Consider the following 25174-nt stretch of genomic DNA (forward strand, 5'->3'; position numbering starts at 1 on the left):
CCGGCGGCTACTTGGCCCCCACCTCGAACAGCAGGTACACGAAGGCCGCGAAGACATGGCCCACGACGAGGTAGATGAACAGCCGCACCCACAGGGCGCGGGGGAACTTCTCCTCCATGTCCTTCACGGCATGTCTCCTGGGGTGGGGCCCAGGCACAGGGCGGCCGTGGGGCTCTGCAAGAGGGTGTGGACGAAGAGCAGTTCGACGCCGTCCGGGTCCTGGGCGGCGATCCGGTGCGGGGTCAGCGAGTCGAAGTGCGCGCTGTCGCCCGGCGCGAGCTGGTGCGTGGTGTCGCCGAGGCGCAGTCGCAGCCGTCCCCGGAGCACGTGGAGCCACTCCTCGCCGGGGTGGACGCGCACGATGTCGCCCTGGGAGCCGTACGGGACGTGGACGCGCAGGGCCTGCATCCCGCGCGCGGGCGCGCCGGCCTGCCAGTACGTCCAGCCGCCCGCCGCGGTCGGTTCCATGTCGGCGGCGCGGATGACGGCGTCCCGGGCGGCGGCCGTCTCGCCGAGCAGCTCGGCGACCGTCGTACCGTAGACGCGGGCGAGCGCGAGCAGCATCGGCAGGGATGGCTGGCGCTGCCCGGTCTCCAGGCGGGAGAGGTGGGCGGGCGACAGTCCGGCGGCGCGGGCCGCGGCCTCCAGGGTCAGGGAGGCCTGGCGCCGCAACGACCGCAGCTGTGGCGCGACGGCGGGCAGCGGATCCGCTGCCCGGTCAGCCGACGGGGCGGCCCCGGAGGGCCGCTCGGTCTCGGAGGAGCTCATGGCTCCATTCAGCCGGAGCCTTGCCCTGGCGGCAAATTTCTTGCCTCTGAGGCAAGAATCAGCGGTTGGCCACCGCCTGTTTGACGAGCGTCTTGCCGAAGTCCCACACCAGGCCCCCGTCGTGCGCGTCGTCCATCACGGCCGTGAAGGCGTCGACGAACCGGTCCACCTCCCGCTCGCCGATGATCAGCGGCGGGATCAGCTTGATCACCTCCATGTGATCGCCGGAGACCTGGGTGAGGATCCGGTGCTTCCGGAGCAGCGGTACGACGACCATCTGCGCGAACAGGCCCTTGCGCGCGGCCTGGAGCATGGCCCAGCGGCTGCGCAGCTTCAGAGACTTCGGCCGGCCGAACTCGATGCCGATCATCAGGCCCCGGCCGCGGACGTCGGCGAGCATCTCGTACTTGTCCGTCAGCGCCGCGAGCCGGGATCTGAGCAGTTCCCCGGTGGTGCGGACGCCGGCGACGATCTGCTCGTTCTCCATCACCGACAGCACCGCCAGGCCCGCCGCCATGGCCTGCGCGTTGGACCCGAAGCTCGCCGAGTGGACCAGCACCCGGTCCATCGACGAGTACACCTTCTTGAAGATCCAGTCCTTGCCGAGCGTGGCGCCCACCGGCACGTAGCCGCCGGAGAGCGCCTTGGCCACGCACACCAGGTCCGGTTCCACGCCGTCCTCGTGCTGGTAGGCGTAGAAGTCGCCGGTACGGCCGAGGCCCGTCTGCACCTCGTCGGCGATGAGCAGCGCCTTGTGCCGGTGCAGCAGTTCCTGGGCGGCCAGGAGATAGCCGGGCGGGGCCTCCAGCACGCCCTTGCCCTGGATGGGCTCGACGATCAGGGCGGCGACGTCGCCCTTCTTCAACTCCCTCTCCAGCGCGTCGAGGTCGCCGAGCGGTACGGCCGTGTCGGGCAGCAGCGGGGCGAAGCCGTCACGGAAGCCGGGCTCGCCGTTGACGGAGAGGGAGCCGGTGGTCAAGCCGTGGAAGGCGTGCGCGCAGTACAGGATCCTGGGCCTGCGGGTGACGAAGCGGGCGAACTTCAGCGCTCCCTCGACCGCTTCCGTACCGCTGTTGCCGAAGAACACCCGGTCCAGGTGCGGGCTGTGTGCGAGCAGCTTCTCGGCCAGCAGGCCGGGCAGCGGCTGGCAGTCGAACCGGGTGAGGTCGGCGAGCTGGGCGTCCAGGACGTCGTGCAGCGCCTTGCGCACCACGGGGTGGTGGCGGCCGAGCCCCATCACCCCGAACCCGGCGAGCATGTCCAGGTAGTCGCGGCCGTCCGCGTCGTAGAAGTAGGCGCCCTCGGCGCGCTCGTAGACCTTGTCGAAGCCGATGGTGTGCAGCATGCGCGGGAGCTGGTGGTTGAGGTACCGGGTGTGCAGCTCGTAGCGCTCGGCTCCGCGTCGGGCCAGCAGTCTGCCGAGGTCGAACTCCCCGGCCTGCGACGACTCCGACGCGGATTCGGCGGTGGTCATTCCTGGGGCTCCTTGGACAGCTCTTTCTTCACGGTCAGGCTCGCGCTGATCCGTCCGGCGACCTCGACGGGTGTCAGGCCGATGTCGGCGAGCACCTCGCCGCGCTTGGCGTGCGCGAGGAACTGCTCCGGGATCCCGAAGCGCCGCACCGGGACGTCGACTTCGGCATCGCCCAGGGCCAGCGCCACGGCCGAGCCGACCCCGGCCGCCCGGCTGTTGTCCTCGACGACGGCGACCATGCGGTGTTCGGCGGCGAGACCGGGCAGGGCCGGGTCGACGGGCTTGACCCAGCGGGGGTCGACGACGGTGCAGCCGATGCCGCGGGCTTCGAGCAGCTCGGCGGCCTGGAGGCAGACGGGCGCCATCACGCCGACGGCCACCAGCAGAACCTGCGGCTCCGGCGCACGGTGCAGCACGTCCAGTCCGCCCACCCGGTCGATCGCCGGGATCGACGGGCCGACGGACTCCTTCGGGAAGCGCAGCAGCGTCGGCGCGTCGTCGACGGCGACCGCCTCGCGCAGCTGGGCGCGCAGCTGGTCGGCGTCCCGCGGCGCGGCGATCCTGAGGCCGGGGACGACCTGGAGGACGGACATGTCCCACATGCCGTTGTGGGAGGGCCCGTCGACGCCGGTGACACCGGCCCGGTCCAGCACGAAGGTCACCCCGCAGCGGTGCAGGGCCACGTCCATCAGCAGCTGGTCGAAGGCGCGGTTGAGGAAGGTGGCGTAGACGGCGACGACCGGGTGCAGGCCGCCCGTCGCCAGGCCCGCCGCGGACACGGCCGCGTGCTGCTCGGCGATACCGACGTCCCACACCCGGTCCGGGAACCGCTCGGCGAACCTGCCCAGGCCGACCGGATGCAGCATCGCGGCGGTTATCGCGACGACGTCGTCCCGCTCCTCGCCGATCCTGACGATCTCGTCACCGAACACCGAGGTCCACGAGGGCCCGCCCGCCGGGGAGAGGGGCGCGCAGGTCAGCGGGTCCATGACGCCGACCGTGTGGAAGTGGTCCTCCTCGTGGGCGAGGGCGGGTTCGTAGCCGCGGCCCTTCTCGGTGAGGCAGTGGACGAGGACCGGTCCGTGGAAGCGCTTCGCGCGCCGCAGGGCGGACTCCACCGCCCCGATGTCGTGCCCGTCGATCGGGCCCACGTACTTCAGGCCCAGGTCCTCGAACAGGCCCTGCGGGGCGAACGCGTCCTTGAAGCCCTTCTTCGCGCCGTGCAGGGCCTCGTACAGGGTGTTGCCGACCAGGGGCGTGGCCTGCAGCACGTCCTTGCCCCAGGCGAGGACCCGCTCGTAACCGTCGGTCGTGCGCAGCGTCGCGAGGTGGTTGGCGAGGCCGCCGATGGTCGGGGCGTACGAGCGTTCGTTGTCGTTGACGACGATGATCAGCGGGCGGTCCTTGGCGGCCGCGATGTTGTTCAGCGCCTCCCAGGCCATGCCACCGGTCAGGGCTCCGTCGCCGATCACCGCGACGACGTGGCCCCGCTCCCCCTGCACCTGGCGGGCCTTGGCGAGCCCGTCGGCCCAGCCGAGCGCCGTGGAGGCGTGGCTGTTCTCGATGACGTCGTGCTCGGACTCCTCGCGCGAGGGGTAGCCGGACAGGCCGCCCTTGCCGCGCAGCTTGGAGAAGTCCTGGCGTCCGGTCAGCAGTTTGTGGACGTAGCTCTGGTGGCCGGTGTCCCACAGGATGCGGTCGACCGGCGACTCGAAGACCCGGTGCAGGGCGACGGTGAGCTCCACCACCCCCAGGTTGGGTCCCAGATGCCCCCCGGTCCTGGCGACCGCCTGCACCAGGAACTCCCTGATCTCGTCGGACAGTTCGCCGAGTTCCGGCTCGGACAGCGCCTTCAGGTCGCGTGGTCCCCGGATGGTCTCCAGAATCGTCACGCTCGGGCCCCCTTCGGTTCCGTGCTGTTCAGCTCACGGTGACGGCCGGCTCCCCCGGCCCCATGCCGTCCTGCTCCATCTGCTCGGCGAGCTTCATCGCCTCTTCGATCAGCGTCTCGACGATCTTCGACTCGGGGACGGTCTTGATGACCTCGCCCTTCACGAAGATCTGCCCCTTGCCGTTGCCGGAGGCCACCCCCAGATCGGCCTCCCGCGCCTCGCCGGGTCCGTTGACCACACACCCCATGACGGCGACCCGCAACGGCACTTCCATGCCCTCGAGTCCGGCGGTCACCTCGTCGGCGAGCTTGTAGACGTCGACCTGGGCACGCCCGCAGGACGGGCAGGAGACGATCTCCAGCCGGCGCTGCCGCAGCCCCAGGGACTCCAGGATCTGGATGCCGACCTTGACCTCCTCGGCCGGCGGCGCGGACAGCGACACCCGGATCGTGTCGCCGATGCCCTGGCTGAGCAGCGCGCCGAAGGCGACCGCCGACTTGATCGTGCCCTGGAAGGCGGGACCGGCCTCCGTGACGCCGAGGTGCAGCGGGTAGTCGCACTGCGCGGCGAGCTGCTTGTACGCCTCGATCATCACGACCGGGTCGTTGTGCTTGACGGAGATCTTGATGTCCCGGAAGTCGTGCTCCTCGAACAGGGACGCCTCCCACAGCGCGCTCTCCACGAGCGCCTCCGGGGTCGCCCTGCCGTACTTCCGGAGCAGCCGCCGGTCCAGCGACCCGGCGTTGACCCCGATCCGGATCGGGGTGCCGTGGTCCTTGGCGGCCTGCGCGATCTCCTTGACCCGGTCGTCGAACTGCTTGATGTTGCCGGGGTTGACGCGGACCGCCGCACAGCCCGCCTCGATGGCGGCGAACACGTACTTCGGCTGGAAGTGGATGTCCGCGATCACCGGGATCTGCGACTTGCGGGCGATGGTCGCCAGCGCGTCCGCGTCGTCCTGCGTGGGGCAGGCGACCCGGACGATCTGACAGCCGGACGCGGTGAGCTCGGCGATCTGCTGCAGCGTGGCGCCGATGTCGGACGTACGGGTCGTCGTCATCGACTGCACCGACACCGGGGCCCCGCCCCCGACCGCCACCGGACCGACCTGGATCCGGCGCGAGACGCGCCGCTCGGCGATCGGCCGGACCGGTACCTCGGGAACGCCCAGCGGGATGGCGCTCATGGCCTCACTCCCGGTTTCCGGAGACCGTCTCGCGCATGGCGCGCAGGGACTCCTTGAGCGATCCCATGGTGGCGAGGACGGCGGTGGGCTCGTAACCGCAGTGCGCCATGCAGTTGGCGCAGCGCGGGTCCTTGCCGCGGCCGTACTTGTCCCAGTCCGTGTCCTCGACCAGCTCCCGGTACGTCGGCACATAGCCGTCGCTCATCAGGTAGCAGGGGCGCTGCCAGCCGAACAGCGAGTAGTTCGGGATCGCCCACGCCGTGCACGGGAAGTCGACCTTGCCCTCCAGGAAGTCCAGGAAGAGCGGGGAGTGGTTGAGCCGCCAGCGCCGCCGGTTGCCGCCCGCGAAGGCCTTCTTGAACAGCTCGCGGGTCTGCTCCACGCCGAGGAAGTGCTCCTGGTCGGGGGCCTTCTCGTAGGCGTAGGCGGGCGAGATCATCATCTCGTCGACCTGGAGGTCGTCGTTGAGGAAGTTCAGCACCTCGATGATGGTCTGCGGGGTGTCGGTGTTGAAGAACGTCGAGTTGGTGGTCACCCGGAAGCCGCGCCGCTTGGCCTCCTTGATGGCCTCCACCGCCTCGTCGAACACGCCCTCCTTCGCCACCGACTCGTCGTGCCGCTCGCGCAGCCCGTCGATGTGCACCGCGAAGGCGAAATAGGGGGACGGCTTGAACTTGTCCATCTTCTTGCGCAGCAGCAGGGCATTGGTGCACAGGAAGACGTACTTCCGCCTGGCCACCAGCTGACGCACGATCTCGTCGATCTGGGGGTGCATCAGCGGCTCGCCACCGGCGATGGACACCATGGGAGCACCGGACTCCAGCACCGCCCCCACGGCCTGGGCGACCGGCATCCGCTGCTTGAGCACCCCGGCCGGGTGCTGGATCTTGCCGCACCCCTCGCACTTGAGGTTGCAGGCGTACAGCGGCTCCAGCTCGACGATGAGCGGGAACTTGTCCCGCCGGCGGAGCTTCTGTTCAGCCAAGTACGTAGCGACCTTGATGGACTGTCGGAGCGGCATGGCCATCTGGCTCACCTCCTGGGGAGCAGCAAGGAACGGTGCCATTCGAAGAAAGCGGGAAGGACGGAACGAAGGACACGGAAAGCCGATATTCCACCGCGCACCGTGCCGATCCGGACGAGTTCATGTTCTGGAGCGTCCACGACCACCCGGACGGCCGCAACCGGGCGCTCGCCCGTGCGCACGGCGCTCAGGAGCGTGGCCGCCGATTCCATGTCGGCCGCGATCGCGCCGGTCGCGAGCAGATCGGACCGCTCCTGACCGCGTACGACGTGGTCGGAGCCGGTGAGCGGCCCGGTGTGCACGGTCCGCCCGGGCACCGTGCGGACCAGCTCCTTGACCAGCAGGTCGGTCCCGACGCAGGCGGTCGTGGAGCGCGGGTCGCGGGTCTCCTCGGCGACGACCAGGTCACCGGGGTGCATGCCCGGCGCGAGCCCCGCGCAGAAGCCGGTGGCCAGGACGGCGGCGTCACGCAGGGCCGGGTGGGCGAGCATCCGGGTGACGGACCGCTCGGCCGCCGCCGGCCCCATACCGGTCCGCAGCACGGTGACCGGCCCGCCGGCGCCGCCACGGTCCCCCGCGCGCAGGGCGAACTGCTCGATGCCGAGCGCGCAGGCGATCAGCAGCGGGGCCGGGGCGGGCTGTGTGCTCATTCAGCTCCCTCGGCCCCGGCGAGCGGTTTCCCGGCCGCCCCGCTCGCCTGGTGCCGGTCGGCGAAGGGCTCGCCGTGCAGATACCGGCCGAGCGCGGTCAGCGGGAACACCTGCCGGTAGAGGTGGTAATTGATCGAGAAGTCCCACGGGAAGCCCGTCCCCGTGAAGTACGGCTCGTCCCAGGAACCGTCCTCCCGCTGGGTGGCGGCGAGCCACTCGATGCCGCGTTCGACGGCCTTGGAATCCCGCTCCCCCGCCGCGAGCAGGGCCATCAGGGCCCATGCCGTCTGGGAGGCGGTCGAGGCGCCCCTGCCGCTCCACTCGTTGACGTACTTGTAGGAGCGCAGGTCCTCGCCCCAGCCGCCGTCGTCGTTCTGCACCGACTCCAGCCAGGTCACGGCCCGGCGGATCGCCGGGTGCGCGGCGGGGATGCCCGCGGCGACAAGGGCGGGGACGACGGACCCGGTGCCGTAGACGTAGTTGACACCCCAGCGCCCGAACCACGAGCCGTCGGGCTCCTGTTCGGCCAGCAGCCATTCGATGCCGCGGCGGGTGCGCGGGTCGTGGGCGAGGCCCTCCACCGCGAGCATCTCGACGACGTGCGCGGTGACGTCGGCGGAGGGCGGGTCGATGACCTCGCCGAAGTCGCAGAACGGCAGCCGGTTCGGGAACGGGCTGGTGTTGTCGACGTCGAAGGCGGCCCACGCGCCGTTCTTCGACTGCATGCCGAGGGTCCAGCGCACGCCGCGCCCGACGGCCTTGTCCACCCGCACCGGGTCGTGGTGGGCGATCCGGCGCAGCGCGAGGATCACCTCGGCGGTGTCGTCGATGTCGGGGTAGTTGTCGTTGTGGAACTCGAACGCCCAGCCCCCGGGCGGCAGTCCGGGCCGCTGCACCGACCAGTCACCGGGCCGGACGATCTCCTCGCCCAGCATCCAGTCCGCGGCCTTCACCAACTGCGGGTGGTCGGCGGGCAGTCCGGCGTCCGCGAGCGCGATCGCGGCCAGGCAGGTGTCCCACACGGGCGACTGGCAGGCCTCGATCATCCGGGCCCCGTCCTCGCGCCACACGGCGAACCGGTCCAGCGAGGCGAGTCCCTCACGCATCACGGGATGCTGGAGGTCGTAGCCGAGCAGGTGCAGGGCGATGATCGAGTACACGGCCGGGGGCTGGATGCCGCCCCAGCAGCCGTCGTTCTCCTGCCGTTCGATGATCCAGCGGGCGGCACTGTTCATCGCGGCTCTGCGCAGCCGGCGCGGCGCGACCTTGCGCAGGGCGTGCAGGCCCTTGTCCATCCGCTGGAAGGCGCCGTCCCAACTGAACGCCGGGGCGAGGGGTTTGGCGGGGTTCGGGTCGGCCGGGTCGGTGTGCAGCTCGTCCAGCGGGAAGGGCGCGGGGCGTACCGGCCGCTTCGCGGAGACGATCGTCAGCGGGACGATGGTCTGCCGCGCCCAGCAGCCGAAGTCGTAGATGTTGAGCGGCACCCACTTCGGGAAGTAGATGAGCTCCGGGGGCAGTTCCGGCAGGTCCTCCCACTTCCACCAGCCGAACAGGGCGAGCCAGATGCGGGTGAAGACCCGGGCGGCGGCGATGCCGCCCTGCTCACGGATCCAGGCGGAGGCCTTCGCCATGTGCGGTGCGCCGGGCTCGTCGCCGGCCAGGCGCAGGGCGACGTAGGCCTCGATGGTGGCGGAGAGTTCGCCGGGGCCGCCGTAGAAGGTGGCCCAGGTGCCGTCCTCGCGCTGTTCGCCGCGGATGAAGAGCGCGGCGGCCTGAGTGGTCTTCTCGTCGCGGATGCCCAGGAACTGGCGGAGCATCAGGTCCTCGGCGTCCATCGTGACGTTGGTCTCGAGGTCGCCCTTCCACCAGCCCTGGGCGTCCTGGCGCGAGAGCAGGAAGTCCGTGGCGCGCTGCGCGGCGCGGGCGGCGGCTTCTGGTACCCCGGCCGCCGCGGGGGTGTCGGTGTCGGTTTCGCTGGCCGCGGCGGCTCGGGGTGGCAGGGCCCCGGTGCTTCCGTCGGTCGTCGCTGTCATGGCTTCCCCTTCGTGCAGTGGTGCAAGGTGTGCAGCTGCTGTGGGTCCGCCGTCGGCCGGTGCTCCGTGCTGTCTCGCGGCACCGGCCGGCGACTACGCGAGGGCTATTCGACCGATAGTGATCATCTCTTTCGTACGACGACGAAGTCCGCGAGTGCCGTGAACTGTTCCCGCACCCGGTCGGGCATGTCGACGGCGTCGAGGGCTTCGATGGCGATGGTGTGCTGACGGCGTGCCTCGTCGGCGGTCCACTCACGGCCGCCCGCCTCCTCGATGAGGGCGGCGCGGGCCGCGAACTCCTCCTCGGAGAAGTTCTCGAAGTCGCTGCTCTTGGCGTCGGCGGCGAGGATCTCGCCGAGCCGCTCGGAGGCGGGGCCGCCGGCCGCGAGCGCGGCCACGACGGGCAGCGACTTCTTGCGCTGGCGCAGGTCGCTCCAGGTCTGCTTGCCGGTGGCGACCGGGTCGCCCCAGATGCCGAGGAGGTCGTCGACGGCCTGGAAGGCGAGGCCCAGGTGGTAGCCGTACTTCTCCAGCGTGTCGGCGGTACGGTCGTCGGCGCCGCCGAGGACGGCACCGATGGAGCTGGCGCAGGCGAGCAGGGCGCCGGTCTTGTTGCCCTCCATCTCCAGGCACTCCTCGACGGTGACGCGGTCGCGGTGCTCGTAGGAGATGTCCTGGGCCTGACCGTCGATCAGTGCACGGGTGGCGGTGGTCAGGCGGCGGGTGGCGCGGCCCGCCTCGACGGTGCCGAGTTCGAGGAGCACCTCGTTGGCGAGGGCGAACAGGGCGTCGCCGACCAGGATGGCCTGGGCGGGGCCGTGCACCTTCCAGACCGTGTCGCGGTGGCGGCGCTGTTCGTCGCCGTCCATCAGGTCGTCGTGGAGGAGGGAGAAGTTGTGGACGAGTTCCACGGCGACGGCACCGGGGATGCCGGTCTCGGGGGCGGCCGACATGACCTCGGCGGACAGCACCGCGAGGGCGGGGCGCACGGCCTTGCCGCCGTCCCCCGCCGCGGGCCGGCCCTGGGCGTCGATCCATCCGAAGTGGTAGGCGGCAACAGTGTCCATGGGAGGTGCCAGGCGGTCGATGGCCGCCCGCAGTACCGGAGTGGCCAGGGTCCGGCCGCGCTCCAGGAGCGCGGTCACGTCCACCGCGGTCTCTCGAGCGGCCTTCGAGGCCGGGGGCACAGTGGGCACAGTCTCTCCTCTTGTTGCGGTACCGGGGGTGCGGGGGCCGCCTGCCGCGCCGTCCTGAGCGAGCGTCACGCCGCCTCCTCGAACTCGAAGAGGTGCTGCGGGCGGGGCCGGCCCAGGGCGCCCAGCACGGCGTCCGCCGCGCTCACACCACTGCGGACCGCACTCTCCATGGTCGCGGGCCACCCGGTGGCGGTCCACGCTCCGGCCAGGTACAGGCCGGATGCCTTGGTGCGGGCGCCGGGCCTGAGGCGCCCGACGCCGGGGGTGGGAGCGAACGTCGCGGTGCGCTCCCGGGTGACGAAGAAGTCCCTCACTCCGGCGCCGCGGGTCAGCGGCAGCAGCCGCTCCAGCTCCGGCAGGTACCGCCGGCGCAGCACGGCCACGGGTTCGTCGATCTCGCCCTGGGCCACCGACTGCGACAGGGCGAGGTACTGCCCCTCGCGCAGCCCTGATGCCTCGGTCCGGTCGAACACCCACTGCACCGGGGTGCCGAGGGCGGCGAAGAACGGCCGGGCCAGCACCTTGCGGTCGTACACCACGTGGACGTTGAGGATCGGCGCGGTGCCGATCTCCAGGAGCCGTTCCGGCGCGTCGAGGGCGCCCGGGGGCAGCAGGTCGTGCGCCTCGCGCTGCGGTACGGCGAGCACCACCGCGTCCGCCTGGAGCGTCTCGCCGGGAACCTGGACACTCCACCCCCCGTTCCCGTGGTGGGAGACGGAGGTGACGCGTGTACGGACCTCGGTACGGACGCCAGCGGAGTCGAGCGCCTTGCGGGCCAGCCGGTCGTGCAGGTCGCCGAGCGGAACCCGCGCCCAGCCGATGTCGGCCGCGCCCGGGTCGGACAGCAGACCGGTCTTGAACACCATCGCGGCGAGCCCCAGGGAGGCATCGCCCGCGACGGCGTTGAGGGTGGCGACCCCGACCAGGTCCCACAGGGCCTCGATGGCGCGCTCCGACTGGCCGTGCGCGGCGAGCCAGCTGCCGAAGTCCTGCGTGTCGAGGGCCGGATCGGCGAGGTCGAGCCCCTTGAGCGCGAGCGCGGCCCGGCCCACCTTGGCGCGGTCGGCGAGCGACAGGTGCGGATAGGTGGCGAGGCTGCGGCCCAGGTGCAGGGGCACGGGCAGCGCGTCGCGCCGCAGCCTGCCGAGCCGCCGCCCCGCGGGCCGTGCGGCGTCCAGGACGGGCACGTCGAGCCGGTCCTGGAGCGGGGCCAGCGCCGCGCCCTCGACGCGGTCGAGGAACCAGCGGTAGGCGGTGCAGCAGCGCAGGTACACATGCTGTCCGTTGTCGACGGTCAGCTCGCCGCGCTGGAAGGAGAAGGCCAGGCCGCCGAGTCTCGGCCTGCCCTCCAGCAGGGTGACGCGCACGCCGGCGTCGGCGAGCGCGAGCGCGGCGGTGATGCCGGCGAGCCCGCCGCCCACCACGACGGTGTGCCGCCCGTCGGCGATCGGTCCCTGGGACCCCGTGCCGTGGGTCATCGTGCACCCTCCCCTGCGCGGCGGCCGTCCTGCTCGAACCGTGCGCGACCGGCCGTCTCCGTCAGGGACGCCGCCCCACGCCGGAGAGTTGCCCGCAGCTTGTCTCCGACGGCTCGACCGGGAGGGACGTCGTGGCCGCACTCGGCCGGGGTCACCCGCACGGAACCGCCCGGCCCGGCCCCGACGACCGCGCCCCACCCCCGGCGGCGGACCAGGGACAACACCGGTTCACTCACGTGGCAAGCCTGCCCAGCGCGGCGGCCGCGCTCGGGCCCGGCACCGACGACCGCGGCGTGCCTCCGTCGGTGGGCCACGGACAGCACCGGCTCGGCCTCATGACGAGCCTGCGGAGCGCCGTGGACGCGCTTGACCGCGGGAGTCACGCACGCGGGACCGCCCGGCCCGGCGCCCACGACCGCGCCCCGCCCCCGGCGGCGGACCAGGGACAACACCGGTTCACTCACGTGGCAAGCCTGCCAAGCGCCGCAGCCACGCTCCGACGGGGTCACGCAGGCGGAAGCGCCCGGCCCGCCGCCAGCGACCACGCCGCACCCCCGGCGGCGGGCCAGGGACAACAGCGGCTCGGCCTCATGACGAGCCTGCGAAGCGCCGTGGACGCACTCAGCCGGGGTCACGCACGCGCGACCGCCCGGCCCGGCGCCCACGACCGCGCCCCGCCCCCGGCGGCGGACCAGGGACAACACCGGTTCACTCACGTGGCGGGCCTGCCAAGCGCCGTGGCCGCGCTCCGACGGGGTCACGCAGGCGGAAGCGCCCGGTCCGGCGCCGGCGGCCGCGACGCGCTCTCGGCGGCGGACCGGGGGCAGCACCCGTTCGTTCTCGCGGCGGGCCCGCGGGGCGCGCGGCGTCGCGCTCTCCGGCGCTGTCTGGCGGTGCAGGACCGTACCCGCGCGGCGGGCGTGAGCCCGGTCGCCGGTGGTCTCCGCTGGGACCGGTCCGTTCGTCACGCACGCCTCCTGACGGCCCGTCGGGTCACATGGCGGGCGTCGAGGCCGGACAGCCCGCGCACGGCGACAAAGGCCTTCTCCCGGCCGGGCAGGGAGACGCGGCCGCGCAACACGGCCTCCGGGTCGCGCTCGATGCGGTCGAGGAGGCGGCGGTAGATGCCGGCCATGGCCGCGACACAGGCGCCGCTGCGCCGGTCGAGCATGGGGAGCAGCCGGTAGCCCTCGGCGAAAAGAGCGCGGGCCCGTCGCACTTCGAAGTGCACGAGGCCCGCGAAGTCGGAGCCCTCCGGTGGCCTTGGCCCGCTGAAGCCGGCCGAGCAGCCGAATTTGGCGAGGTCGTCGGCGGGCAGATAGGTGCGCCCGCCCACGGCGTCCTCGCGGACGTCCCTGAGGATGTTGGTGAGCTGGAGCGCGAGCCCCAGCGTGTCGGCATACTCCGGCGCACGCTCGACGCCGCGCGCCCCCGGCTCGGTGCCGAACACACCCAGCGAGAGCCGCCCGATGGCCCCCGCCACACAGCGGCAGTACACCTTCAGGTCGTCCCAGGTCTCGTAGGTCTCGCCGCGTACGTCCATCAGGACGCCGTCGATGAGCTCGTCCAGGCCGCCGAGCGGGATCGGGAAGTGCCCGGCGGCGTGCGTGAGGGCGACGGCGACCGGGTCGATGTCGTCCTCCGCCACCTCGCCCTCGCGGATCCGGGTCAGCAGGGACCGGGTCTCCTCCAGCCTGGCCACCTTGACGTCGTCGGCGAGCGCACCGTCACCGATGTCGTCGACCCGCCGCGAGAACGCGTACAGCGCCGACATCGCACGGCGCTGGGGCGTCGGCAGCAGCCGGATGCCGTAGGCGAAGTTACGGGCCTGCCGCCCGGTGACGGCCTCGCAGTAGCTGTAGGCGGCGAGTACCGGTGGGGACGCGTGTGGTTCCGACTCCACGGTCCGGATCACCCCTCTCCTCGCAGAGTCACGCCCACCTCACGCAGCAACCGGATCTTGCCGGGCTTGGGCGGGCCGGGAAGTACGTCGTAGTCGGCGGCGGCGATCGCGCGGACGGCCGCCCTTCCCCCCGCCACGAACCCTGCGAGCAGCAGCTTCAACCTGCCGTGGACGCTACCCACCAGGGAGGCGCCTTCATTCAGGAGATCCCGGGCCCTTTGCGCTTCGTACGCAATCAACGCACGGACCGACGCTCCGGCGGATTTCGTGGCGAGGTCCGCCTCTTCGACGTGAAAGCGCTTCATGTCGGCGGCGGGCAGGTAGATGCGGTCGCGCCCGAGGTCCTCGGCCACGTCCTGGAGGTGCTCGACGATCTGGAGAGCCGTACAGATCATGTCGGAGCGGCGGATCCGCTCGGGCGTCGAGGTGCCGGTGACGGCGAGGACGAGACGGCCGACGGGGTTGGCGGAGAGCTCGCAGTAGGCGAGGAGGTCGTCGTAGGTCTCGTACCGGCCGACCAGCTGGTCCTGGCGGTTCGCGGCGATCAGGCCGAGGAACGGCTCGGGGGTCAGGGAGCGGCGGCGCACGGTCGGCTGGAGACGGCGCAGCAGGGGGTGACGCGGGGTGGAGTCGAAGACCCTGCGCAGGTCGGCCTCGAAGGCGTCCAGCAGGACCAGCCGGTCCTCGGCCTCCTGCGGGGAGACACCGAGCAGGCGGGCATCGGCGCCGCCGGGGGCCAGGTCGCCGTCGCCGATGTCGTCGACCAGGCGGGCGAAGCCGTAGACGGCCATGAGGTCGGTGCGCCAGGCCCGGGGCAGGAAGAACGGGGCCACCGGGAAGTTCTCGCCCGCGGCCTTGGCGAGGGTGTCGCGCTCCGGGTCGAGGACGCGCGCCGTGCCGGTTCCCGTCACCGCCGGCTGCCCGGCGCGAGGACGGCACGTGCTGCGTGGAGCTGGGGAGTTTCCGTAGCCATCGCCGTCACATCTCCCGTTCTACACTGCCGACCCAATACACACTATTTCGGACACGCCGCCCAGCCGTCCGCACGGCGGTCCGGCGAGCGATGTCGCGCATTATCGCCCTGATTGCCGTGTTTCGGGACCGGTACAGCTTACGTTGTACAACGCATCGAGGTTCGCCAGGGTGTCCTGCACATCACGAGAACACACCGATTGGCCCCAAGATTCCTAAGAAGGGCCGGAGTTGACGCTTCTTTTGCAGACGCAGGGCCCCGCCGGAACAGTTCCGGCGGGGCCCTGGCCGGGCCGGGCTACTTGCCGGTGAACTTCTCGTACTCCTTGAGCACCTCGTCGGTCGGGCCGTCCATGCGCAGCTCGCCGCGCTCCAGCCACAGGACGCGGTTGCAGGTGTCGCGGATGGACTTGTTGTTGTGGCTGACCAGAAACACCGTGCCGGCTTCCTTGCGCAGCTCCCGGATGCGGTCCTCGGAGCGCTTCTGGAACTTGCGGTCACCGGTGGCCAGGGCTTCGTCGATCATCAGGACGTCGTGGTCCTTGGCCGCGGCGATGGAGAAGCGGAGACGGGCCGCCATGCCGGAGGAGTAGGTGCGCATGGGCAGGGTGATGAAGTCGCCCTTCTCGTTGATGCCGGAGAAGTCGACGATGTCCTGGTAGCGCTCCTTGATCTCCTCCCGGGACATGCCCATGGCGAGCCCGCCCAATATGACGTTCCGCTCACCGGTGAGGTCGTTCATGAGGGCCGCGTTGACGCCGAGCAGCGAGGGCTGGCCGTCGGTGTAGACCTTGCCCTGCTCGGCGGGGAGCAGACCGGCGATGGCACGCAGCAGGGTCGACTTGCCGGAGCCGTTGGAGCCGATCAGGCCGATGGCCTCACCGCGGTAGGCGACGAAGGAGACGCCGCGCACCGCGTGCACCTTGCGCACCCCGCGCTCCTCGCCGCGCTTGAGGATGCGGCTGAGGGCGGCGGTGGCGCTCCCCTTGCCGCTCTTGGCGCCGTTGACGCGGTAGACGATGTGCAGATCGTCCGCGATGACCGTGGGGACCCGCGCGTCCTGCTTCTGCTCAGCCACGGCCGTACCTCTCCTCCGCCTTCCAGAAGTACACGAAGCCCCCCAGGGCGAACAGCACGGCCCAGCCGCCCGCGGCCGCCCACACGTGGTCGGGGAGGTACTCGGAGCCGTAGTCGTCGATGAGGGCGAAGCGCATCAGGTCCATGTAGATCGCGGCCGGGTTCCACTGCAGGACGTTCGCCATCCAGGCCGGCTTGTCCGCGAGGAAGATCGGGATGGAGAACATCACCCCGGACGCGTACATCCAGGTCCGCATCACGAACGGCATCAGCTGCGCGAGGTCCGGGGTCTTGGCACCCGCCCGGGCCATGATCAGCGCGAGGCCGGTGTTGAAGCAGAACTGGAGGACGAGCACCGGCACGATCAGCACCCAGGACAGGTCCGGGTAATGACCGAAACCGACCGCGACGGCGAACAGCACGATCATCGAGAACAGCAGCTGCTGGAGCTGCTGCAGCGCGAAGGAGACCGGCAGTGAGGCGCGCGGGAAGTGCAGGGCGCGGACCAGGCCGAGGTTGCCGGAGATCGCGCGCACGCCCGCCATCACCGAGCTCTGCGTGAAGGTGAACACGAACACGCCCGTGACCAGGAACGGGATGTACACCTCGCGGGACATGCCCCGGTCGGCCTCCAGGAGCAGGCCGAAGATGAAGAAGTACACGGCCGCGTTCAGCAGCGGTGTGGCCACCTGCCACAGCTGGCCGAGCTTGGCCTGGCTGTACTGGGCGGTCAGCTTCGCGCGGGAGAAGGCGAGGATGAAGTGCCGCCGGTCCCAGAGCTGACGGACGTACTCGATGAGGGACGGCCGGGCGCCGCTCACGCTCAGCCCGTACTTGGCGGCGAGCTCGCTCGCCGTGAGTCCCTCGTCGGGCGCCACGGCCGCGCTCACCGCGACCGTGGCGTCGTGCGTTGTCTCACTCACTAGTGGAAACTTTCGTCTTCGAGATGCGCGGCCTGTCCGGGCCTGCATGAGCCGGGGGCCAGGGTACGGCCCGGGTGCTCCCGGATGCTCACGGGTACGAGCTTGTCAGATGACGGGGGGCCGGCCCAGCCGGGTCAGCCGCCACACCGTACGCCACTTCATGGGACGGCGGGGCCCGCACGGGGTGGTCCAGCCCTCGCGGAATCCGCCGAACCAGGCCCGCAGGGCGGAGCCGGAGGGACGGCGCAGGAGGGTGAGCAGCAGCCACACCCCGAGGTAGACGGGGACGATCAGCGCCGGGAGGTTGCGGCGGGCGAGCCAGACGCGGTTGCGGGCGACCATGCGGTGGTAGACCGCGTGCCGCGAGGGAGCGGTCGTCGGGTGGTACAGCACCATGTCGGACCGGTAGTCGATCATCCAGCCCGCGTCGAGGGCCCGCCATGCCAGGTCGGTTTCCTCGTGGGCGTAGAAGAACTCGTCCGGGAGTCCGCCGACGTCGGCGAAGACCCGGGTGCGGACGGCGTTGGCGCCGCCGAGGAAGGTGGTGACCCGGGAGGAGCGCATCGGGTCGGCGGCGCGCAGCCGGGGCACGTGGCGGCGCTGGGTGACGCCGGTGTCGGGGTCGGCTATGCGGAAGCTGATGATGCCGAGCTTCGGGTCGGCCTCGAAGGCCTTCCGGCACAGCTCGGCGGTGTCGTGCCCGGCCAGCAGGCCGTCGTCGTCGAGGAACAGCAGGATGTCGACGTCCCGGCCGGCCGGGCCGAAGGCCTCGATGCCGACGTTGCGGCCGCCGGGGATGCCGAGGTTCTCGGGCAGTTCGATCGTGCGGACGCCCTCGGGGACGTCCGGGACGGGCGAGCCGTTGCCGACGACGACCACCTCGACCGGGTCGCCGTCCTGCTTGGCGACCGAGTCGAGCAGGGCGCGCAGCTCGTCGGGGCGGTTGCCCATGGTGATGATGACGGCGCCGACCTTCATACCGCTCACTTCAGCCTGCTCGAAGCGAGGATGGACACGAGGTGCAGCAGGGTCTGGACCAGCGCGATGCCGGCCAGCACGGCCACGCCGAGCCGGGAGAAGAACAGGTCGCCGCGGACCTGGTCGACGATGGCCAGGAGCAGGATCAGCAAGGACGCCTCGATGCCGAGGATGAGGCGGTGGAACTTGAGCGCGGCGGCGGCCTTGCGGGCCAGCGCCATGCCGGAGGAGCGCATCTCGGCGGCGGCCTCCTTGACCGGCGGCTTCCCGGCCTGGTGCCGTGCGACGCCGACGAGGTCGGTCTCGGCCTTGATCAGGATGGCGCCGAGGGCGGCCAGGGTGCCGAGGAAGGCCCACAGCCAGTCGATACGGCCGCTGCCCCACAGGTCGGCGGCGCGCAGGCCGAAACCGACGAGCACCGCGGCGTCGGTGAGGTAGGCGCCGACGCGGTCCAGGTAGACGCCGTTGAGTGAGTACTGCTTCTTCCAGCGCGCGATCTCGCCGTCGACGCAGTCCAGCAGGAGGTACATCTGGACCATGACGACGCCGAGCACGGCGCCCGGGATCCCCGGCACGAGGAGTGCCGGGGCCGCGAGCACACCGAAGACGGTCATCAGGTACGTGAGCTGGTTGGGCGTGACCCGGGTGTTGACCAGGTAACGGTCGACCCGCAGGGACACCTCACGCATGTAGAGGCGTCCCATCCAGTGCTCACCGCTGCGCCGGTCCTTCACCCCCGCGGGGTGAACGACGGGGCGTAGTTCAGCTACCGATGGCCTTGACATAGTCGGTGTAGGTGTCCTTGATCTGTTCGGTGTTCAGGTCGAGGTGTTCGAGGATGGTGTAACGGCCGGGCCGGGTCTCCGGGGCGAACTCGACGGCCTTGACGAACTCGTCCGTCGTGAAGCCGATCTCGTCCGGCAGCACGGGCAGCCCGTGCCGGCGCAGCACCTCGGCCATGTACGCCGACTCCTCGTGCGCCCCGCGCAGCCACATCGCGAAGGCCGCGCCGAGACCGCATTGCTCGCCGTGGGCGGCGGCCCGCTTCGGGTAGAGCAGGTCGAAGGCGTGGTTGATCTCGTGGCACGCCCCGGAGGACGGCCGCGAGTCGCCCGACACGGACATCGCGATGCCGCTGAGGACCAGCGCCTCGGCGAGCACCTGGAGGAAGCCGTTGTCCCCGATGCCGCCCGGGTGCCGCAGGACGGCCTCGCCGGCCTGCCGGGCCATGGCCGCGGCGAGTCCGTCGATCCGCTCGCCCTTGACGCGGTTGGCGAGCTCCCAGTCGGCGATCGCCGAGATGTTGGAGACGGCGTCGCCGATGCCGGCGCGGACGAAACGGACCGGGGCCTCGCGGATGACGTCCAGGTCGATGACGACCGCGATCGGGTTCGGCACGCCGTAGGAGCCGCGGCCCGCGTCGTTGTCGAGGGTGGCGACCGGGGAGCACAGGCCGTCGTGCGCGAGGTTCGTCGGCACGGCGACCAGGGGCAGGCCCACGCGGGCCGCGGCGAACTTGGCGCAGTCGATGATCTTGCCGCCGCCGAGGCCGACGACCGCGTCGTAGTGGCCGGCCTTTATGTCGCTCGCCAGCCGGACCGCGTCGTCGAGGGTGCCGCCGCCGACCTCGTACCAGGTGGCGCCGGGCATGCTCGGCGAGATGCGCTCGCGCAGCTTCGCGCCGGAGCCACCGCTGACGGCGACGGCGAGGCGGCCGGAGTGCGAGATGCGCTCGTCGGCGAGGACGCACGCCAGGTCGTCGAGGGCACCCGGGCGGATGTCCACGACCAGCGGCGAGGGGATGAGCCGGGTCAGTACTGGCATGCGATCTCCCGTCCACGGGCGAGATCGTCATGGTTGTCGATCTCCACCCACTTGACGTCGCCGATCGGCGCCACGTCGATACGGAAGCCGCGGTTCACCAGCTCCTGGTAGCCGTGCTCGTAGAACTGCTGGGGGTCGGTCTCCCACACGGTCTTGAGCGCGTCGGCCAGTTCGGGGGCCGCGTCGCCCTCGATGAGGGTGACGCCGATGTACTCGCCGGTGGCCTCGGCGGGGTCCATCAGCTTGGTGATCTTCGTCATGCCCTTCTCGGGGTCGACGACGACCTTCATCTCCTCGTCGGCCAGGTCCTTCACCGTGTCCAGGGCGAGGATGATCTTCTTGCCGTCGCCGCGGGCGGCGAGCAGCGTCTTCTCGACGGAGACCGGGTGGACGGTGTCGCCGTTGGCGAGGATCACACCGTCCTTGAGGGCGTCACGACCGCACCACAGGGAGTAGGCGTTGTTCCACTCCTCGGCCTTGTCGTTGTCGATGAGGGTGAGCTTGAGGCCGTACTTCGCCTCCAGCGCTTCCTTGCGCTCGTACACGGCTTCCTTGCGGTAGCCGACGATGATCGCGGCCTCGGTCAGGCCGACCTCGGCGAAGTTGGCGAGGGTCAGGTCGAGAACCGTCGGTTCGCCCTCTATGCCCGCGGGCCCCACCGGCACCAGCGCCTTGGGAAGGCTGTCGGTGTAGGGGCGCAGACGCCGTCCGGCGCCGGCCGCCAGCACGAGGCCGATCATGCGGGTTCTCCTTCATCGTGTACGGCGGGCGCCCCTGCGGACACCCAGAAGCGGATGCTCTCGACGAGCACCACCAGGGCCACGGCCACGGCGAGCACCATGAGCGCGACCTTGAACTGCGAGGCGGTGAGCAGCGCGGCGAGGACGGTGACGAGCAGCGTCCGTCCTTCGTGCCCCCCGATGGAACGCACCAGCCATGCCGGGGGCGCTCCGGCGTTGCCGCGGATGCGGTACACCGTGTCGTAGTGATGGTAGGCGACCGCGGACACCAGCCCGAAAGCCGCAGGAAGGGCTCCGTTCACGTCCGCTCGGGCCGCCAGGACCAGGACGGTGCCGTACTCGGCGGCGCGGAGGAACGGCGGGACCAGCCAGTCGAGGGCGCCCTTGAGGGGGCGGGCGACGGCCAGGCCCGAGGTCAGGGCGTACGCGAGAGCGGCGACGACCGGCCAGGGCCCGCCGAAGCCGGTGAGCGCGGCCACGGCGACGACGGTGGCACCGCCGAGGAGGGCGACGGCGGGGGCCGTGAAGCCCGGCAGCCCGCGGGCGGGGGTCTTGAGCGCCTGCGCCAAGCCCTGGGCGAGCGGGCCGCTGTCCGCGAGGTCGGCGAGCGCCCCGGCCGCCCGGTCGGTCCGCTTTGCCTTGCGGGTCAGTGAGCGCAGCACGCGGCCCGCCGTGGTGTACGTCGCCGCGAAGGCGCAGCCGATGAGCAGCGCGTAGAAGGTGATACGGGGAGTGGTGACCGCGGTGAGCACCGCGATCATGGCCCAGCGCTCGCCGATCGGCAGGACGATCATGCGGCGCACCCAGACCGTCCAGCCGACGCTGTCGAGCTTGTCGGAGAGGGCGGCGGTGGGGCTGGTGTTGGCGGTGGCGTCGTGGTTGGCCTCGTTGAAGGAGAAGTCCACGACGTGCCGGCAGGTCTGCAGGACCATGGCGCCGAGGGCGAGGGCCCAGACGTCGTCTCCGCCTCGGGCGGCTCCGAGGGCGAGACCGGCGTAGTAGGCGTACTCCTTGGCCCGGTCGAAGGTGGCGTCCAGCCAGGCGCCGAGCGTGGAGTACTGGAGGGAGTAGCGGGCGAGCTGGCCGTCGGTGCAGTCCAGCACGAAGGACGCGATCAGCAGGACGCCGGCCGCGACGAAGCCGCCGCGGGTGCCGGTGGCCGCGCAGGCGGCCGCTATGAGGGCGGTGAGCAGCGAGGCGGTGGTGACCTGGTTCGGGGTCAGGCCGCGGCGGGCGCACCAGCGGGCGATGTAGCGGGAGTACGGGCTGATGCAGTAGGTGGTGAAGAAGCCGTCGCGGGACTTCACGGCCGACTTCAGGCGTACCGCCTCTTCGTCGACGTTCGTCACCGCTTGCCGTGCCTCGTTGCGGGCCTGCGGGTCGGCGGGGACGGCGGCGACGAGGCTGCCCAGCTCGGGGCGGTGCACGTCGGCGCCGTCGGCGTCCAGGGCGGTGAGGATGCGGTCGGCGAGGCTGTCGACGAGGGTGGTGCCACCGCCCGCGGAGTTCTCGCGGGCCATCGCCCGGGTCAGGGCCTGGCGGCCGGCCGGCTGGGCCGTGACGGCGCCGGGGATCGCCGCGAGCGGGAAGCGGGGGTCGGTGAGGCCGAGGCGCAGCGCGTGCACGTGCCCCACGAACCGGGCGTCGACCAGGGCGACCCGCTCCTCGCCCGGCACCCCGGCGAGCAGGGTCTCGGCCTCGGCGGCGTCGGCCGCGACCCGCACGTCGAAGCCGAGGGACCGCAGATCGCCCTCGATCGACGATCCGGGGACCGGCTGACCGGTGAGGATGGCGGTCGACAACCGAATTCACTCCCTGGGTACCGACGCGTCCGCGCCAGTGCTGTACATGGTGGGGGCGCCCGCGCCGGAAGCTCCCGGGTGGCATGTCGGCAGAGGCTATCGGATGCCGGGAGGGCCGCGTTCACCGCCTGTTCGGCAGATCGATCGACGTGGTTCGCACAGGCCTTTGCCGCGATCATCATCATCGATCCGGGGCCCGCCCCACAAACCGCGCCCCCCAGACCGGACATCGAGGACATCGGGCGGGGTCCGGCCACGGCCGCATAGGGTGGGCGACCATGACTTGGCTGATCACCGGCGGGGCCGGCTACATCGGGGCCCACGTGGCCAGGGCCATGACCGGGGCCGGGGAGCGCGTCCTCGCCCTGGACGACCTCTCAGCCGGGGTGCCCGCGCGGCTCCCGGCGGACGTACCGCTCGTCGAGGGCTCGTCGCTCGACGGTGACCTGCTGAAACGGGTGTTCGCCGAGCACGGCGTGACGGGTGTGGTGCATCTCGCGGCGCGCAAGCAGGTCGCCGAGTCGGTCGCGCAGCCGACGCGGTACTACCGGGAGAACCTCGGAGGTCTGGTGACCCTCCTGGACGCGGTCGCCGAGGCCGGGATCGAGCGTTTCGTGTTCTCGTCGTCGGCGGCGGTGTACGGCGACCCGGGTGTGGACCTCATCACGGAGGACACGCCCTGCGCGCCGGTGAACCCGTACGGCGAGACCAAGCTCGCCGGGGAGTGGCTGGTGCGGGCGGCGGGCCGGGCGCACGGGATCTCCACCGTATGTCTGCGCTATTTCAACGTCGCGGGCGCGGCCGCGCCCGAACTGGCCGACACGGGCGTCTTCAACATCGTCCCGATGGTCTTCGACCGGCTGACGCGTGACGAGGCGCCGAGGATCTTCGGTGACGACCACCCGACCCCGGACGGCACCTGCATCCGTGACTACATTCACGTCGCCGATCTGGCCGAGGCGCATCTCGCGGCGGCCCGGCGGCTCGCCGGCGGGGGCGCCACGGGCGATCTGACCGTCAACATCGGCCGGGGCGAGGGCGTCTCGGTGCGCGAACTCATCACGGTCATCGGCGAGGTCACCGGCGACCGCCGGCCACCGCTCGTCGAGGGCCGCCGCCCCGGGGACGCCCCGCGGGCGGTCGCCTCTGCGGCCCGGGCGGCCCGGGAACTGGGATGGACCGCACGGCGCGGGGTGCGTGAGATGGCCGAGTCGGCCTGGCGGGGCTGGCTCCTGCACCACGGCTCCTGACCCGCTGAGGGTGCCTTGACCTGCGCATCGTTTCCGCAGGTCAGGGCACATGACAACGGTGTTCAGTGCCGCGTTGCGCATACCCCCTCCCCGTAGTTCACTGGGGTGCCCGAGCACGATCGGACCGACAATCGGACGAACACCGGAGGGCGACTTTCATGGGGGCTGGGCACGATCACGGGCACGCGCACGGCGCACCGTCCGGCGGTACGGCGACCTCGGCGTACCGCGGCAGGCTGCGGGTCGCGCTGGCGATCACGCTCGGCATCGTGGTCGTGCAGATCGTCGGCGGGCTGCTCGCCGACTCGCTCGCGCTCGTCGCGGACTCGGCGCACATGGCGACGGACGCGGTGGGCCTGGGCATGGCGCTGCTCGCGATCCACTTCGCGAACCGCCCGCCCAGCGACCAGGCGACCTTCGGCTACGCCCGCGCCGAGATACTCGCCGCCCTGGCCAACTGTCTGCTGCTGCTCGGGGTCGGCGGGTACGTCCTGTACGAGTCGGTCCAGCGCTTCGTCACTCCGGCGGACACCGAGGGCCACCTCGCTGTCGTGTTCGGTGTCATCGGCCTGGTCGCGAACATGGTGTCGTTGGCCCTGCTGATGCGCGGCCAGAAGGAGAGCCTGAACGTGCGCGGCGCCTTCCTGGAGGTGGCGGCGGACGCCCTGGGTTCGGTCACGGTGATCGTCTCGGCCCTGGTGATCATGCTGACCGGCTGGCAGGCAGCCGACCCGATCGCCTCGCTCGTCATCGCGCTGATGATCGTGCCGCGGACGGTGAAGCTGCTGCGCGAGACTCTGAACGTCCTGCTGGAGGCGGCGCCCAAGGGCGTCGACATGGCTCAGGTGCGGGCCCACATCCTGGCGACCGACGGGGTGGAGGACGTCCACGACCTGCACGCCTGGACCATCACCTCCGGCATGCCGGTGCTGTCGGCGCACGTGGTCGTCAGCTCGGACGTGCTGAGCGCGATAGGCCACGAGAAGATGCTCCACGAGCTCCAGGACTGTCTCGGCGGCCACTTCGACGTGGAGCACTGCACCTTCCAGCTGGAGCCGGGCGGGCACGCGGAGCACGAGGCGCACCTCTGTCACTGACGCGCCCGCTTCTGAGGCCTCCGGGGCGGATGGCATCGATGGCGCTGGTGGGGCGCGTTCGGCTGGGCGTGCGCCGGGGAACGCGGCCCTCCGGCGCGCGCCCGCGCCCTTGGCTCTCACCGCACAGGCGGGGACGATTTTCGGCCCACCGGGCCGGGCACGATCCCCTACTGGGTCCCTCTTCCGGTGCCCGAGCGGCGCCGTCCGCGCTCCGCGCCACCGCGCAGGACATGCGGGCACGTCGCGAAGTGCCGGGAGTGCCGGATTCGTACGGCAGACTTGGGGCGCGAAGACCGATGTGAAGGATGGGTATGCCGATCACACCTGCCACCGCGACGCACAACCCGTCGAACGGCACCGCAGACGCGATTTTGCTGGAACTGGTCGACGAGGACGGCGTGACGATCGGCACCGCGGAGAAGCTCGCCGCCCATCAGCCACCCGGGCAGCTGCACCGCGCGTTCTCCGTGTTCCTCTTCGACGAGTACGGCCGGCTGCTGCTCCAGCAGCGGGCGCTGGGCAAGTACCACTCCCCCGGCGTGTGGTCGAACACCTGCTGCGGCCACCCCTACCCCGGTGAGGCGCCCTTCGCGGCGGCGGCGCGGCGGACCTTCGAGGAGCTCGGCGCCTCCCCGTCCCTGCTGGCCGAGGCGGGCACGGTCCGCTACAACCACCCGGACCCGGAGTCCGGTCTGGTGGAGCAGGAGTACAACCACCTCTTCGTCGGGATGGTGCAGGCCGTGCTGCGGCCGGATCCGGAGGAGGTGGCGTCGACGGCGTTCGTGACCCCGCCCGAGCTGGCGGAGCGGCACGCCAAGGACACCTTCTCGTCCTGGTTCATGACCGTCCTGGACGCGGCCCGGCCGGCGATCAGGGAGCTGACCGGCACGTCGGCCGGCTGGTGACG

General features: G+C 71.5%; 23 protein-coding genes. 3 read left to right on the forward strand and 20 right to left on the reverse strand.

All coding sequences use genetic code 11. The annotated features are described in order from the left end of the window. Positions 1-7: 7 nt before the first annotated feature. The 20 genes from SCNRRL3882_RS05450 to SCNRRL3882_RS05540 form a co-directional block, all read right to left on the reverse strand. Positions 8-127: a DUF6126 family protein gene (locus tag SCNRRL3882_RS05450; protein WP_040903800.1), complete on the reverse strand. Its 120-nt coding sequence runs from the start codon at positions 125-127 to the stop codon at positions 8-10. Then, positions 124-768, reverse strand: coding sequence for a helix-turn-helix domain-containing protein (locus SCNRRL3882_RS05455; RefSeq protein ID WP_010044659.1), 645 nt, complete (start codon positions 766-768; stop codon positions 124-126). Before SCNRRL3882_RS05455 ends, SCNRRL3882_RS05450 begins: the two co-directional genes overlap by 4 nt. 58 nt (positions 769-826) lie before the next feature. After that, positions 827-2242, reverse strand: coding sequence for an aspartate aminotransferase family protein (locus SCNRRL3882_RS05460; RefSeq protein WP_010044658.1), 1416 nt, complete (start codon positions 2240-2242; stop codon positions 827-829). Then, positions 2239-4134, reverse strand: a complete 1896-nt coding sequence (dxs, locus tag SCNRRL3882_RS05465) for a 1-deoxy-D-xylulose-5-phosphate synthase (RefSeq protein WP_010044657.1) — start codon at positions 4132-4134, stop codon at positions 2239-2241. The genes SCNRRL3882_RS05460 and dxs overlap by 4 nt, the downstream gene beginning before the upstream one ends. A 28-nt stretch (positions 4135-4162) precedes the next feature. Further along, on the reverse strand, positions 4163-5320 hold the full coding sequence (gene ispG / locus SCNRRL3882_RS05470) for a flavodoxin-dependent (E)-4-hydroxy-3-methylbut-2-enyl-diphosphate synthase (protein ID WP_102514745.1): 1158 nt from the start codon (positions 5318-5320) through the stop codon (positions 4163-4165). 4 nt (positions 5321-5324) lie between these two features. Continuing rightward, a complete protein-coding gene (gene hpnH, locus SCNRRL3882_RS05475; RefSeq protein WP_010042786.1) occupies positions 5325-6347 on the reverse strand; it encodes an adenosyl-hopene transferase HpnH in 1023 nt (340 codons plus the stop codon). Positions 6348-6352: 5 nt separating this feature from the next. After that, positions 6353-6994 (reverse strand): hypothetical protein, encoded by a 642-nt coding sequence (locus SCNRRL3882_RS05480; RefSeq protein ID WP_010042790.1) that lies wholly within the window; start codon positions 6992-6994, stop codon positions 6353-6355. Beyond that, positions 6991-9027 carry a squalene--hopene cyclase gene (shc, locus tag SCNRRL3882_RS05485; RefSeq protein WP_010042791.1) on the reverse strand — a complete coding sequence of 679 codons (2037 nt, stop codon included), beginning with the start codon at positions 9025-9027 and terminating at the stop codon, positions 6991-6993. Before shc ends, SCNRRL3882_RS05480 begins: the two co-directional genes overlap by 4 nt. Positions 9028-9149: 122 nt before the next feature. Continuing rightward, positions 9150-10292 (reverse strand): polyprenyl synthetase family protein, encoded by a 1143-nt coding sequence (locus SCNRRL3882_RS05490; RefSeq protein ID WP_078602894.1) that lies wholly within the window; start codon positions 10290-10292, stop codon positions 9150-9152. Next, a complete protein-coding gene (hpnE, locus tag SCNRRL3882_RS05495) occupies positions 10289-11701 on the reverse strand; it encodes a hydroxysqualene dehydroxylase HpnE (protein ID WP_010042795.1) in 1413 nt (470 codons plus the stop codon). Before hpnE ends, SCNRRL3882_RS05490 begins: the two co-directional genes overlap by 4 nt. Beyond that, positions 11698-12669, reverse strand: a complete 972-nt coding sequence (locus SCNRRL3882_RS42570) for a DUF6380 family protein (protein WP_420031198.1) — start codon at positions 12667-12669, stop codon at positions 11698-11700. Before SCNRRL3882_RS42570 ends, hpnE begins: the two co-directional genes overlap by 4 nt. Then, entirely contained in the window at positions 12666-13616 is a 951-nt protein-coding gene (hpnD, locus tag SCNRRL3882_RS05500) for a presqualene diphosphate synthase HpnD (protein ID WP_010042801.1), read from the reverse strand. Before hpnD ends, SCNRRL3882_RS42570 begins: the two co-directional genes overlap by 4 nt. After that, complete coding sequence (hpnC, locus tag SCNRRL3882_RS05505; protein WP_010042802.1) at positions 13613-14515, reverse strand: squalene synthase HpnC; 903 nt, start codon at positions 14513-14515, stop codon at positions 13613-13615. Before hpnC ends, hpnD begins: the two co-directional genes overlap by 4 nt. Positions 14516-14874: 359 nt before the next feature. Beyond that, positions 14875-15654 (reverse strand): ABC transporter ATP-binding protein, encoded by a 780-nt coding sequence (locus tag SCNRRL3882_RS05510; protein WP_010042803.1) that lies wholly within the window; start codon positions 15652-15654, stop codon positions 14875-14877. Then, positions 15647-16576, reverse strand: coding sequence for an ABC transporter permease (locus SCNRRL3882_RS05515; RefSeq protein ID WP_010042804.1), 930 nt, complete (start codon positions 16574-16576; stop codon positions 15647-15649). Before SCNRRL3882_RS05515 ends, SCNRRL3882_RS05510 begins: the two co-directional genes overlap by 8 nt. Before the next feature lie 105 nt (positions 16577-16681). After that, positions 16682-17554 (reverse strand): glycosyltransferase family 2 protein, encoded by an 873-nt coding sequence (locus SCNRRL3882_RS05520; protein WP_010042805.1) that lies wholly within the window; start codon positions 17552-17554, stop codon positions 16682-16684. 5 nt (positions 17555-17559) lie between these two features. After that, positions 17560-18339: a CDP-alcohol phosphatidyltransferase family protein gene (locus SCNRRL3882_RS05525; protein WP_078602895.1), complete on the reverse strand. Its 780-nt coding sequence runs from the start codon at positions 18337-18339 to the stop codon at positions 17560-17562. Further along, entirely contained in the window at positions 18317-19378 is a 1062-nt protein-coding gene (locus SCNRRL3882_RS05530; RefSeq protein WP_010042808.1) for an iron-containing alcohol dehydrogenase family protein, read from the reverse strand. Before SCNRRL3882_RS05530 ends, SCNRRL3882_RS05525 begins: the two co-directional genes overlap by 23 nt. Then, positions 19366-20118 (reverse strand): sugar phosphate nucleotidyltransferase, encoded by a 753-nt coding sequence (locus tag SCNRRL3882_RS05535; protein WP_010042810.1) that lies wholly within the window; start codon positions 20116-20118, stop codon positions 19366-19368. The genes SCNRRL3882_RS05530 and SCNRRL3882_RS05535 overlap by 13 nt, the downstream gene beginning before the upstream one ends. Further along, positions 20115-21920 carry a DUF5941 domain-containing protein gene (locus SCNRRL3882_RS05540; protein WP_010042812.1) on the reverse strand — a complete coding sequence of 602 codons (1806 nt, stop codon included), beginning with the start codon at positions 21918-21920 and terminating at the stop codon, positions 20115-20117. The genes SCNRRL3882_RS05535 and SCNRRL3882_RS05540 overlap by 4 nt, the downstream gene beginning before the upstream one ends. Before the next feature lie 278 nt (positions 21921-22198). Between SCNRRL3882_RS05540 and galE the strand changes: the two genes are divergently transcribed. The 3 genes from galE (at position 22199) to idi (ending at position 25172) form a co-directional block, all read left to right on the forward strand. Further along, the gene (gene galE, locus SCNRRL3882_RS05545) at positions 22199-23170 is read left to right on the forward strand and encodes a UDP-glucose 4-epimerase GalE (protein ID WP_010042815.1); all 972 of its coding nucleotides are present in this window, start codon (positions 22199-22201) and stop codon (positions 23168-23170) included. 158 nt (positions 23171-23328) lie between these two features. Then, complete coding sequence (locus SCNRRL3882_RS05550) at positions 23329-24267, forward strand: cation diffusion facilitator family transporter (protein ID WP_010042816.1); 939 nt, start codon at positions 23329-23331, stop codon at positions 24265-24267. A 311-nt stretch (positions 24268-24578) separates the two neighbouring features. Continuing rightward, the gene (gene idi / locus SCNRRL3882_RS05555) at positions 24579-25172 is read left to right on the forward strand and encodes an isopentenyl-diphosphate Delta-isomerase (protein WP_010042819.1); all 594 of its coding nucleotides are present in this window, start codon (positions 24579-24581) and stop codon (positions 25170-25172) included. Positions 25173-25174 lie beyond the last annotated feature (2 nt).

This window comes from Streptomyces chartreusis NRRL 3882 (assembly GCF_900236475.1).
In the GTDB taxonomy this organism is placed as follows: Bacteria; Actinomycetota; Actinomycetes; order Streptomycetales; family Streptomycetaceae; genus Streptomyces; species Streptomyces chartreusis_D.

Coding starts and splice junctions, on each gene's coding strand:
- SCNRRL3882_RS05460 (WP_010044658.1), bottom strand. CDS start 2,242: ATGACCACCGCCGAATCCGCGTCGGAGTCGTCGCAGGCCGGGGAGTTC.
- SCNRRL3882_RS05550 (WP_010042816.1), top strand. CDS start 23,329: ATGGGGGCTGGGCACGATCACGGGCACGCGCACGGCGCACCGTCCGGC.
- hpnE (WP_010042795.1), bottom strand. CDS start 11,701: ATGACCCACGGCACGGGGTCCCAGGGACCGATCGCCGACGGGCGGCAC.
- SCNRRL3882_RS05455 (WP_010044659.1), bottom strand. CDS start 768: ATGAGCTCCTCCGAGACCGAGCGGCCCTCCGGGGCCGCCCCGTCGGCT.
- ispG (WP_102514745.1), bottom strand. CDS start 5,320: ATGAGCGCCATCCCGCTGGGCGTTCCCGAGGTACCGGTCCGGCCGATC.
- SCNRRL3882_RS05525 (WP_078602895.1), bottom strand. CDS start 18,339: ATGTCAAGGCCATCGGTAGCTGAACTACGCCCCGTCGTTCACCCCGCG.
- galE (WP_010042815.1), top strand. CDS start 22,199: ATGACTTGGCTGATCACCGGCGGGGCCGGCTACATCGGGGCCCACGTG.
- hpnH (WP_010042786.1), bottom strand. CDS start 6,347: ATGGCCATGCCGCTCCGACAGTCCATCAAGGTCGCTACGTACTTGGCT.
- SCNRRL3882_RS05480 (WP_010042790.1), bottom strand. CDS start 6,994: ATGAGCACACAGCCCGCCCCGGCCCCGCTGCTGATCGCCTGCGCGCTC.
- shc (WP_010042791.1), bottom strand. CDS start 9,027: ATGACAGCGACGACCGACGGAAGCACCGGGGCCCTGCCACCCCGAGCC.
- idi (WP_010042819.1), top strand. CDS start 24,579: ATGCCGATCACACCTGCCACCGCGACGCACAACCCGTCGAACGGCACC.
- SCNRRL3882_RS05535 (WP_010042810.1), bottom strand. CDS start 20,118: ATGATCGGCCTCGTGCTGGCGGCCGGCGCCGGACGGCGTCTGCGCCCC.
- SCNRRL3882_RS05520 (WP_010042805.1), bottom strand. CDS start 17,554: ATGAAGGTCGGCGCCGTCATCATCACCATGGGCAACCGCCCCGACGAG.
- SCNRRL3882_RS05530 (WP_010042808.1), bottom strand. CDS start 19,378: ATGCCAGTACTGACCCGGCTCATCCCCTCGCCGCTGGTCGTGGACATC.